Source organism: Cupriavidus sp. NPDC089707, assembly GCF_044748965.1.
In the GTDB taxonomy this organism is placed as follows: domain Bacteria; phylum Pseudomonadota; class Gammaproteobacteria; order Burkholderiales; family Burkholderiaceae; genus Cupriavidus.
The window spans coordinates 56,656-67,332 of record NZ_JBIVHB010000031.1 but is presented as its reverse complement, the minus strand read 5'-3'; the positions used below and the strand labels follow the sequence as shown (position 1 = coordinate 67,332).

Genomic DNA, 10,677 nt, shown 5'->3' with positions numbered 1-10,677 from the left:
GCGGCCACACTGCGCGTCAAAACCGAGCATCAACCACTGTACTACCGGTTCCTGGCGGCAAGCCGGCATGAGGGGCATGCAGTCATCTCTCCCGCAGGCGGGAGAGGGGAGAAAACACGTCACGCGTGGTGCGAGCCCAAAATCGGCCACAGCGAAGCCAGCAGCAGCACCGCCATCCCGACATTGAACGCGCGCAGCACCTTCGGCCGCGCCAGCCAGCGCCGCAGCGCCGAGCCGCACAACGCCCACATCGCCACGCTCGGCAGGTTCACCACCCCGAAGATCCCCGCCAGCAACAGCACGTTCAGCCACAGGTTGCCGTGCAGCACGTAGGTGCTGCACGCGCCCACCGCCATCACCCACGCCTTGGGATTGACCCACTGGAACGCCGCGGCGGCCAGGAAACCCATCGGCCGCCCGACGTTCTGGTCCTGCACGCCGCCGGCGGTGGCCAGCTTCCACGCCAGCCACACCAGGTAGACCGTTGCCGCGACGCGCAGCACCTGCCAGGTCCAGGGGAAGGCATGGAACAGCGATCCCAGTCCGAGCCCGACCAGCGCCACCATCAACGCAAAGCCGATGCTGATGCCCAGCACGTGCGGCACCGTGCGCGCAAAACCGAAGTTCACGCCCGAGGCAAGAACCATGGTGTTGTTGGGACCAGGGGTGATCGACGACACCAGCGCAAAGCCGGCAAAGGCGGCGAAGACACCGGTTCCGGCGGCGAATTGGGACACTTCCATGACTGACTCCAGGGCATTCAGGGAATCAGTCTACGGTCAGTTTGCGGTACAGTACCGGTACACTTTTTCAGCAAATTGCCGATACAGGATCGGCCCGGTTCAGTGCTGCTCCGGGCGCTGTACGAACCCCCATTCCCTGTAGCTCGCGCTGCCGGCAAGGCCCGCATTGGCCTCGCTGAAACCAAGCAGCAGACGGCGAGGTCACGCTTCGCTGCGATACGGCCGCTCGCGCAACCACTTCGTCGCAATCCACTTCTCGCCCGAGGCGACCGGCAGGCCGGCATGCAGCGTGCGCTCGTCCAGCATGCCGTCGGGCAGCAAGTAGCTGAAGTAGACCGCGTTGCCCTTTACAGGCGCCACCTCCAGCCCCAGCCGCGGGAACGCAGTGGCGCCGCCGGCCTCCGGCGTGTTCAGGTAGATCACCAGCGTTGCGATGCGCTGGCCGCCTACGGTCAGCTGGCGTGCCTCGCCCGGCCGTTGCGGATTGAAGTAATCGAAATGCGGCTGGTATTCCCCACCCGGCTTGTAGTTGAGGATCTGCAAGCCTTCACCGTGCTCGGCCGGCACGCCGGTGACCGCGGCGATACGCGCCTCGATGCGTTCGATCAGCGCATGCTCGCCCACCTGGAACATGGCGCCCATGCTGGTGCGGGCGTCGATCAGGTTCTCGTCGCCGGTGTCGGGGTTGACCACCGGCGAGCGCGCCAGCCGGCCGCGCGACAGCGCCACCAGCGCGTCGCATTCTTCGGCGCTCAACAGTTGCTGGTACAGCCGGATCTGCGGCGAGGCGAGCCGGAACAGGATCGGCACATGGCGATCGCCGCCGTCGGCCGTATAGGCTGCCGGGATGGTCTTGGGCTGAGACGCCGGCGTGCGCGCGGGCTCCGCCCTGGCTGGGCTATCCGCTGCGATGTCGGCACCGAACGCCGCCGCCACGGCCCGGCGCGCAAAGCTGTCGTCATAGCCCGAACGCAGCATCGACAACACCAGCGCGTCGGCGCCAAAGCCCTGCGCGACATGCCGGGCCAGCCATTGCTCGAGTTCGGGCGAGGATTCGGTATAGCCGGTATGGCCGGCCTTGCCGCCGGCAGCGGAGGCTTCGCGGATCATGACGGATTGGCGACGCGGCGCGGCGAGAAAGGATTGCGTTCCGGCGGGTCGGACGGCAGCGTGCGCGGAGCACGTGCCGGCGTATTGTCCGGATCGCCGGCGACGGTGACCGAAGCTTCGGAATACTGCCAGCGCTTCCACGCCGCCAGTACGGCATTGGGATACTCGGGGCGCCCGCGGCTACCGTTGTAGCGGCCCAGCGCCAGGTACAGGTCGCCCTGCTCGCGGTCGAGGTAATAGCGCAGGATGGTGCAGCCGTAGCGCAGGTTGCTCTGCAGGTGGAACAGCTTGCGCGGGTCGCTATCGCCGATGGCGCGGACCCAGAACGGCATCACCTGCATCAGCCCGCGCGCACCGGCCGAGCTGATCGCGTACTTGCGGAAATTGCTCTCGACCTGGACCAGGCCCAGCACCAGCGCGGGTTCCAGCCCGGCACGCTTGGCCTCGTAGTAGGCGACCTCGATCAGTTCCACGCGCACCTGCGGCTCGGGGATGCGCGTGGCCAGGCGAGAAGACATTTCGCCCAGCCACTTGAGGTAGGCGAGGCGCTCGCCGCCGGAAGCAAAGACCGGCCGCGTGGGCCGGTCGTCGGCAATCGCCGCGGCCAGCGCGCCGCGCACGGAATCCGCCAGGTCTTCTTCCTTCTGCGCGCCGGCTTGCGCGGCTACCGCGGCCAGCGCCAGCAACAACCCGCCGGCAAGGCGGCGGGCAGCGGGCATTGCGCGTGCGGCGCGCATCGGGCTCAGTTCGCCAGCTGGTTGCGCACGTGGCTGACCACGTCGGCCACGCTGACCGGGGTAGCCTGCGCGTCACGCCGGCCCTGGTACTCGACCTTGCCTTCCTTCAGGCCGCGGTCGCCCACCACCACGCGGTGCGGCACGCCGATCAGTTCCCAGTCGGCGAACATCACGCCCGGGCGCTCGCCGCGGTCGTCGATGATGACGTCGACGCCGGCAGCCAGCAGCTCGGCGTGGATGCGATCGGCCTCGGCCTTGACGGCTTCGGAGCGGTCGTAGCCCACCGGGCAGATCACCACTTCGAACGGCGCGATCGCCGCCGGCCAGATGATGCCGCGCTCGTCGAAGTTCTGCTCGATCGCTGCACCCAGGATACGGGTGACGCCGATGCCGTAGCAGCCCATCTGCATCGGCTGGGTCTTGCCGTTTTCGTCCAGGAAGGTGGCGTTCATCGATTCCGAATAACGCGTGCCCAGCATGAACACGTGGCCCACCTCGATGCCGCGGCAGATCTCCAGCGTGCCCTGGCCGTCCGGCGAGGCATCGCCCACGACCACGTTGCGCAGGTCGGCGACGATCGGCTCGGGCAGGTCGCGGCCCCAGTTGACGCCGGTGAAGTGGTAGTCGCGGTAGTTGGCGCCGCAGACAAAGTCGCTCATGTTGGCAACGGTGCGGTCAGCCACCACCTTGACCGGCTTCTTCATGTCGATCGGACCAAGGTAGCCCGGGGGCGAGCCGAAGGCGTCGACGATCTCGTTCTCGGTGGCAAAGCGGAAATCGGCCAGCCCCGGCACCTTGGAGGCCTTGACCTCGTTCAGCTCATGGTCGGCGCGGATCAGCAGCAGCCAGATCTGGGCGCCGGCTTCGGTGTCCGTGGCCAGCACGATCGACTTGACGTTGCGCTCCAGCGGGATGTTGAGGAATTCGGCCACCTGCTCGCACTTGACCTTCTCCGGCGTGAAGGTCTTGACCAGGTCTTCCGTGGGTGCGGCGCGCTCCGCCACCAGCGGCAGCGCCTCGGCGGCCTCCATGTTGGCGGCGTAGGCCGAGGTCGGGCAGTAGACGATGGCGTCTTCGCCGGTGTCGGCGATCACGTGGAATTCATGCGAACCCGAACCGCCAATGGCACCGTTGTCGGCGGCCACGGCGCGGAACTCCAGCCCGAAGCGGCGGAAGATGCGCACATAGGCGTCATACATGTTCTCGTACGACTTGCGCAGGCCATCGGTGTCGCGGTCGAAGGAGTAGGCGTCCTTCATGGTGAACTCGCGGCCGCGCATGATGCCGAAGCGCGGCCGGCGCTCGTCGCGGAACTTGGTCTGGATCTGGTAGAAATTGAGCGGCAGCTGCTTGTAGCTGCGGATCTCGCTACGGGCGATGTCGGTCACCACCTCTTCCGAGGTGGGCTGCACGGCGAAGTCACGCTCGTGGCGGTCCTTCAGGCGCAGCAGTTCGGGGCCCATCTTGTCCCAGCGGCCGGTCTCCTGCCACAGCTCGGCCGGCTGGATCACCGGCATGGACATTTCCACCGCGCCGGCGCGGTTCATCTCCTCGCGCACAATGTTCTCTACCTTGCGGATCACGCGCAGCCCGATCGGCATGTAGCTGTAGATGCCGGCGCCCAGCTTCTTGATCATGCCGGCGCGCATCATCAGTTTGTGCGACACGATCTCCGCGTCGGCGGGCGCTTCCTTGAGGGTGGAAATGAAGAATTGCGAGGCTTTCATCCGTAGCTTTCTCTCGAGGCCGCAACGCCGGCCCGGCCAATTCCGGGAGCGGCGGCACTGATTTGTCGCGCACGCGCCTGAAACTGCCCTTCTGCTCGGGAAAACCAGCATCCCCCAGCCAGAGCCCAGCTGCGCGCTTCCTTTATAATCAGCGTAATTCTAAAGGATTCGAGGTGCAGTCATGCTCGATCGTGAAGGCTTTCGCCCGAACGTCGGCATCATCCTCCTCAACGCACGCAACGAGGTTTTCTGGGGCAAGCGCATCGGCGAACACTCCTGGCAGTTTCCGCAGGGCGGCATCAAGTACGGCGAGACGCCGGAACAGGCCATGTACCGCGAACTGCATGAGGAAACCGGCTTGCTCCCGGAGCACGTCAGGATCGTTGGTCGCACACGCGACTGGCTGCGTTACGAGGTGCCGGACAAGTTCATCCGCCGCGAGATCCGCGGCCACTACAGGGGCCAGAAACAAATCTGGTTCCTGCTCCGCATGGCGGGCAGGGACTGCGATATTCACCTGCGGGCAACCGACCATCCGGAGTTCGATGCCTGGCGCTGGAGCCACTACTGGGTGCCGCTGGATGCGGTGATCGAATTCAAGCGCGATGTCTACCAGATGGCGCTGACGGAACTGTCGCGCTTCCTGAACCGGCATCCGCGCGTGCCGCTGAGCCCCTATGGCACGCATGCGCATGGCCGCCATGGCGGCGGGCAGCGCGGTATCCCGCCCGCGGTCGCCGGCCAGCCGTCAAGGCCCGCCGATGGCGGCAGCGTGGCAGCGCAAGAAACTGTTTCGCCGGCGGCGCCGGTTACCAACTCACGGAGTACTGATGACTAGTTGCACCGGCCCGGGCCGCCGCGGCGGCCTGACCGCTGCCGGCCTGCTGCTTGCCGCCGCCACGCTGGCGCTGGCGGGCTGCAAGACCACCGGCAAGGAGATGGCGGAAGAAGAAAGCACCTGGCTCAGCCCCTTCGCGCCCAAGACCTTCGAGGAAGCCAAGGCGATGCTGCCGGCGCCGCCGCAGGATGCCAACCTGGTGCCGTTCTCGGTTTCCGGCACCGGAACGCTGTCGTTTGCAGTGGACAGCAAATCGGTCTCAGTGGGCAAGGACAACGTGGTGCGCTACACCGTGGTCACCACCAGCCAGACCGGCGCCCGCAACGTGACCTTCGAAGGCATGCGCTGCGACGCGTTCGAGCGCAAGCTTTACGCCACCCTGCCCAAGGGCGCCACCGAATGGGTGCCAAACACCAGCGACTACGGCGAGGCCTGGCACCGCATGGAAACCGGCGTGCGCAATGCCTATGCCGCCACGCTGGCCATCGAGTTCTTCTGCGAAGGCCGCACGGTGGCCGGCAAGCCGGAAGAGATGGTGCGCGAACTGCAATCGCGCGCGCCCAGCCGCCGCTGAGCCGGGCTGCATCGGGATAGAAAAACGGCGGGACTGCCCAGGCAGTCCCGCCGTTTTTGCTGGGGCGCTCAGTGGCGCTCAGTGGCGCCCTGGCGCCGCTCAGACCAGCACAAGGTTGTCGCGGTGGATCAGCTCGGGCTCGTTCAGGTGGCCCAGCACCGATTCGATCTCCGACGAAGGCTTGCGCGCGATCAGCCGCGCCTCGGCGCTTGAATAGTTGGTGATGCCGCGCGCCACTTCCTTGCCCTGCGGGTCGACGCAGGCGATCACCTCGCCGCGGGCGAATTCGCCCTGCACCTCGACCACGCCGATCGGCAGCAACGACTTGCCGCCGCCGGTCAGCTTCTCGACCGCGCCGCTGTCGATCACCACGCGTCCGCGCAGCTGCAGGTGGTCGGCCATCCACTGCTTGCGCGCGGTGAGCCGGCCGGTCGGCGCCAGCAGCTGGGTACCGATGGCCTCGCCCGCGGCCAGCCGCTCAAGCACGTTGGACTCGCGCCCGGAGGCGATGGTGGTGTGTGCGCCGGACTTGGCGGCGCGCTTTGCCGCCAGGATCTTGGTCAGCATGCCGCCGCGCCCGATCGACGTACCGGCGCCACCGGCCATCGCTTCCAGTTCGGGCGTGCCGGCCATGGCCTCGTCGACGAACTGCGCCGCGGGATCCTTGCGGGGATCGGCAGTGTACAGGCCGCGCTGGTCGGTCAGGATCACCAGCGCGTCGCCTTCGATCAGGTTCGTGACCAGGGCGCCGAGCGTATCGTTGTCACCGAACTTGATTTCGTCGGTGACCACGGTGTCGTTCTCGTTGATGATCGGCACCACACCCAGCGACAGCAGCGTCAGCAGCGTGGAACGCGCGTTCAGGTAGCGCTCGCGGTCGGCCAGGTCGGCGTGGGTCAGCAGCACCTGCGCGGTGCGGATGCCGTAGCGCGTGAACTGGCTTTCATAGACCTGTGCCAGGCCCATCTGGCCGACGGCGGCGGCAGCCTGCAGCTCGTGGATTTCGTTCGGCCGGCGCACCCAGCCCAGGCGCTGCATGCCTTCGGCGATGGCGCCGGAGCTGACCAGCACCACTTCCTTGCCCGCCACGCGCAGTTTGGCGATCTGCGATGCCCAGCGGGCGATGGCGTCGTGGTCCAGTCCCTTGCCATCGTTGGTGACCAGGCTGGAGCCGACTTTGACGACGATGCGCTTTGCCTGCGCGATGACCGATTGCATGGCGGGAATCCTGTCTCCGGAATTCGTTTTTAACCGTTGGTCTTGATTATGCCTCGCGCTCGTCCTGGTCGACGTTATGCAGCCGATCGTCGAGCCGGATGTCCGGTTCGGCCAGTGCCGCGGCCTCTTCGGCCTTGATCGCCGCCAGGTGGTCCTTGATCGCGTAGATCAGCTCGCGGCAGCCTTCGCCGGTCAGCGCCGAGATATGGAACACAGGACCCTTCCACTTGTAGCGCTTGACGAAGTCCTTCACCTTCACCGCGCGCTCGTCCTCGGGCACCACGTCGAGCTTGTTCAGCACCAGCCAGCGCGGCTTCTCATACAAGGTCTCGTCGTACTTCTTCAGCTCGTTGACGATGGCCTTGGCCTCGGCGACCGGATCGACCGCCTCGTCGAACGGCGCCAGGTCGACGATATGCAGCAGCAGGCCGGTGCGCTGCAGGTGGCGCAGGAACTGGTGGCCCAGGCCCGCGCCCTCGGCGGCGCCTTCAATCAGCCCGGGGATGTCGGCAACCACGAACGACTGCTCATGGTCCACGCGCACCACACCCAGGTTGGGATGCAGCGTGGTGAACGGATAGTCCGCCACCTTGGGGCGCGCGTTGGAAATATGCGAGATAAAGGTCGACTTGCCGGCATTGGGCATGCCCAGCAGGCCGACGTCGGCCAGTACCTTCAGCTCGAGCTTGAGCATGCGGCGCTCGCCCGGCTTGCCGTCCACCTGCTGGCGCGGCGCGCGGTTGGTACTGGACTTGAAATGCAGGTTGCCCCAGCCGCCCATGCCGCCTTCGGCCAGGCACACGCGCTGGCCATGCTCGGTCAGGTCGGCGATGACCTCGCCGGTGTCCATGTCGGAGATCAGCGTGCCGACCGGCATGCGCAGCGTGATGTCGTCGCCCGCCGCGCCGTAGCAGTCGGAGCCACGGCCGTTCTCGCCATTCCTGGCGACGTGCTTCCTGGCGTAGCGGAAGTCGATCAGGGTATTGATATTGCGGTCCGCCTGCGCGAACACACTGCCGCCGCGGCCGCCGTCGCCACCATCCGGGCCGCCGAAGGGCACAAACTTTTCGCGCCGGAACGAGGCGCTGCCATTGCCGCCGTTGCCGGCGATGGCTTCGATTCGGGCTTCGTCGATGAACTTCATGATGGGTTTTCCGTGATGGATCGGCAGATCGGGGGCCGGCGTAGTTTACTTCGCCAGAAAAGAAAAAGCCCCGCAAGCGTTGCGGGGCCTTTCATCCTGCAAAGGCTGTTATCAGGCCGCCGGGACGACGCTGACTTGCTGCTTCTTGGCAGGGCCCTTGACGGCGAACTGCACGTGGCCGTCAACCAGGGCGAACAGCGTGTGGTCCTTGCCCACGCCGACGTTGTCGCCGGCATGCACGCGGGTACCGCGCTGGCGGATGATGATGCCGCCGGCGTTGATGGCCTGGCCACCAAACACCTTCACGCCCAGACGCTTCGATTCGGAATCACGGCCGTTCCGCGTGGAACCGCCGCCTTTTTTCTGTGCCATGTCTTACTCCTGTCGCTTTACCGGATTACGCTCGATCGATCAGGCAACGATCGCTTCGATGCGCAGTTCGGTGTAATTCTGACGATGGCCCTGACGCTTCTGGTAGTGCTTGCGACGGCGCATCTTGAAGATCTTCACCTTGTCGTGACGACCCTGGGAGATAACGGTAGCCTTGACGGAAGCCCCGCTAACCAGCGGCGTACCAAACTTGATTTGGTCGCCGGCGCCCACCGCGAGCACCTGGTCGAGCGTGATTTCTGCGCCAATGTCTGCCGGTATCTGTTCTACTTTAAGTTTTTCGCCAGCAGCAACCTTGTATTGCTTGCCGCCGGTTTTTACGACCGCGTACATTGTCGAACCTCTCGGATGTGAATAAAACGCCGAACCCGCGCGATGCGGGGCCCGGTTATCTCCCGCCGGCAAAGACCCGCAACGCGAGCGACTACCGGAGGAAACCGGGAATTGTAAACGAGGTCAGGGAAAAGCGCAAAGAAAACAGGCACATAGCCCGTTAGCGGCGCGGCCGGCACAATTCGCGGCGGCTCGACTCAGGTCAGATCGGCGAGAAGGAATCCCGCCAGTGCGGCAAACGCCACCCACCACGCGGTGCGGCGCAATTGGCGGCGGGGTACGGGCTTGTCCATGCCCGCATTATAGTGGCGCCGGCCGCCGTCGCCGCTGCGCGCATACCCGTAGCCGCCGCCCGGCAAGAATGCGGGGCATGCGTAGAACGCCGCGCGCATCGCATATAATCGTGCGGTTTTGCGTAACGGTGATCATCTTGTCCCAGCCTTCCGCCACTGCCTTGCTTGCCCCGGTCGCTGCAGACATGCGCGCGGTTGATGCTGTCATCCGCCAGCGGCTGTCTTCCGAAGTCCCCCTGATCGAACAGATCGGCGAATACATCATCGGTGCCGGCGGCAAGCGCCTGCGCCCGGTGATCCTGCTGCTGACGGCGCGCGCGCTGGGCCATGACGGCAACCGGCACCACGAGCTTGCCGCCGTCGTGGAGTTCATCCACACCGCCACGCTGCTGCACGACGATGTCGTCGATGAATCCGAGTTGCGCCGCGGCCGCGACACCGCCAACGCGGTGTTCGGCAATGCCGCCAGCGTGCTGGTCGGCGACTTCCTCTACTCGCGCGCGTTCCAGATGATGGTCGATGCCGGCAGCATGCGCATCATGGAAATCCTGTCCAACGCGACCAACGTGATCGCCGAGGGCGAGGTGCTGCAGCTGCTGAACATGCACGACCCCGACGTCACCGTCGAGCGCTACCTGCAGGTAATCCGCTACAAGACCGCCAAGCTGTTCGAGGCCGCCGCCCAGCTTGGCGCGGTGCTGGCCGGCGCCGACGCACAAATGGAAGAAGCCGCCGCCGAATATGGCCGCCGCATCGGCACCGCCTTCCAGCTGATCGACGACATGCTCGACTACACCGCGAGCGCAGAGCAGATGGGCAAAAACGCTGGCGACGACCTGCGCGAAGGCAAACCCACGCTGCCGCTGCTGCACCTGCTGGAGCATGGCACCGAGGAACAGCGCCAGCTGGCGCGCGACGCCATCGTGCAGGGCGGCACCGAACACTTCGACGCTGTCTTCGCGGCGATCCACGCCAGCGGCGCGCTCGACGTCACCTTCGAGGCCGCGCGCCAGGAAGCGGAAGCCGCCGAGCGGGCCGCTCAGCAATTCCCGGGTTCCGCACTGAAGGAAACGCTGATCCAGCTCTGCGCGTTCTCGCTGCAGCGGCAGTCGTAGGATTCCCGCCCCCCTTCCATTTCAGCATAAACGCTGTTATAGTTACCTTCTTTGCTGCTGACGCCCGGCGCCGGCAAGCAAGAACAAATCGGGGTGTAGCTTAGCCTGGTAGAGCGCTACGTTCGGGACGTAGAGGCCGGAGGTTCGAATCCTCTCACCCCGACCAGATTTAAAAGCCGAATCAACGAAAGTTGATTCGGCTTTTTGTCTTTCTGGCCTGCGGCTCTTCAGCCCTTGATTGCCTTGCGCTGTCGCTTGAGACTGAGGCATTCCTCAAATCGCCAGCAACGACGGCTCGCGCGCTCCCCGCAGGCACCGCCGCCCCCGCGCAGGTAGGGTTGCGCCCGTGTCGCACAAATGCCAACACGTCCCGCCATCGCCTTTACAAAAAGTGACCCCAGCGGCAAACTGCCCCGATCCCAAGACGTGGGACTGTCTCGTCCAGCCCTGGCCGG

12 protein-coding genes and 1 tRNA gene are annotated in these 10,677 nt (G+C 65.7%); 4 read left to right on the top strand and 9 right to left on the bottom strand.

All coding sequences use genetic code 11. The features are described from left to right. Positions 1-119: 119 nt before the first annotated feature. From ACIP1U_RS29845 to ACIP1U_RS29830, 4 genes are all read right to left on the bottom strand, one after another. On the bottom strand, positions 120-743 hold the full coding sequence (locus ACIP1U_RS29845) for a LysE family translocator (RefSeq protein WP_400322756.1): 624 nt from the start codon (positions 741-743) through the stop codon (positions 120-122). Between the two features lie 201 nt (positions 744-944). After that, a complete protein-coding gene (locus ACIP1U_RS29840; protein ID WP_400322754.1) occupies positions 945-1,853 on the bottom strand; it encodes a 2OG-Fe(II) oxygenase in 909 nt (302 codons plus the stop codon). Beyond that, positions 1,850-2,590, bottom strand: a complete 741-nt coding sequence (locus ACIP1U_RS29835) for a lytic transglycosylase domain-containing protein (protein ID WP_400322752.1) — start codon at positions 2,588-2,590, stop codon at positions 1,850-1,852. The genes ACIP1U_RS29840 and ACIP1U_RS29835 overlap by 4 nt, the downstream gene beginning before the upstream one ends. A 5-nt stretch (positions 2,591-2,595) precedes the next feature. Then, entirely contained in the window at positions 2,596-4,317 is a 1,722-nt protein-coding gene (locus ACIP1U_RS29830; RefSeq protein WP_400322750.1) for a proline--tRNA ligase, read from the bottom strand. Between the two features lie 181 nt (positions 4,318-4,498). Here ACIP1U_RS29830 and ACIP1U_RS29825 point away from each other — a divergent pair, with 181 nt between their 5' ends. Further along, positions 4,499-5,155, top strand: coding sequence for an RNA pyrophosphohydrolase (locus tag ACIP1U_RS29825; RefSeq protein WP_400322748.1), 657 nt, complete (start codon positions 4,499-4,501; stop codon positions 5,153-5,155). Further along, the gene (locus ACIP1U_RS29820; protein WP_400322747.1) at positions 5,148-5,729 is read left to right on the top strand and encodes a CNP1-like family protein; all 582 of its coding nucleotides are present in this window, start codon (positions 5,148-5,150) and stop codon (positions 5,727-5,729) included. Before ACIP1U_RS29825 ends, ACIP1U_RS29820 begins: the two co-directional genes overlap by 8 nt. A 99-nt stretch (positions 5,730-5,828) precedes the next feature. On the opposite strand, the gene proB is transcribed toward ACIP1U_RS29820, so the two are convergent. The 5 genes from proB to ACIP1U_RS29795 all read right to left on the bottom strand — a co-directional run bounded on the left by proB (position 5,829) and on the right by ACIP1U_RS29795 (position 9,206). Next, positions 5,829-6,947, bottom strand: a complete 1,119-nt coding sequence (proB, locus tag ACIP1U_RS29815; protein ID WP_400322745.1) for a glutamate 5-kinase — start codon at positions 6,945-6,947, stop codon at positions 5,829-5,831. 46 nt (positions 6,948-6,993) lie between these two features. Then, the gene (obgE, locus tag ACIP1U_RS29810) at positions 6,994-8,091 is read right to left on the bottom strand and encodes a GTPase ObgE (protein WP_400322743.1); all 1,098 of its coding nucleotides are present in this window, start codon (positions 8,089-8,091) and stop codon (positions 6,994-6,996) included. A gap of 111 nt (positions 8,092-8,202) precedes the next feature. Beyond that, positions 8,203-8,463 carry a 50S ribosomal protein L27 gene (rpmA, locus tag ACIP1U_RS29805; RefSeq protein WP_010814747.1) on the bottom strand — a complete coding sequence of 87 codons (261 nt, stop codon included), beginning with the start codon at positions 8,461-8,463 and terminating at the stop codon, positions 8,203-8,205. Between the two features lie 39 nt (positions 8,464-8,502). Then, the gene (gene rplU, locus ACIP1U_RS29800) at positions 8,503-8,814 is read right to left on the bottom strand and encodes a 50S ribosomal protein L21 (RefSeq protein WP_006576525.1); all 312 of its coding nucleotides are present in this window, start codon (positions 8,812-8,814) and stop codon (positions 8,503-8,505) included. 197 nt (positions 8,815-9,011) lie between these two features. Beyond that, a complete protein-coding gene (locus ACIP1U_RS29795) occupies positions 9,012-9,206 on the bottom strand; it encodes a hypothetical protein (RefSeq protein WP_400322740.1) in 195 nt (64 codons plus the stop codon). 86 nt (positions 9,207-9,292) lie between these two features. Here ACIP1U_RS29795 and ispB point away from each other — a divergent pair, with 86 nt between their 5' ends. Continuing rightward, positions 9,293-10,222 (top strand): octaprenyl diphosphate synthase, encoded by a 930-nt coding sequence (gene ispB / locus ACIP1U_RS29790; protein WP_400322758.1) that lies wholly within the window; start codon positions 9,293-9,295, stop codon positions 10,220-10,222. An 89-nt stretch (positions 10,223-10,311) separates the two neighbouring features. Continuing rightward, positions 10,312-10,388, top strand: a tRNA-Pro gene (locus ACIP1U_RS29785). Positions 10,389-10,677: the final 289 nt, after the last annotated feature.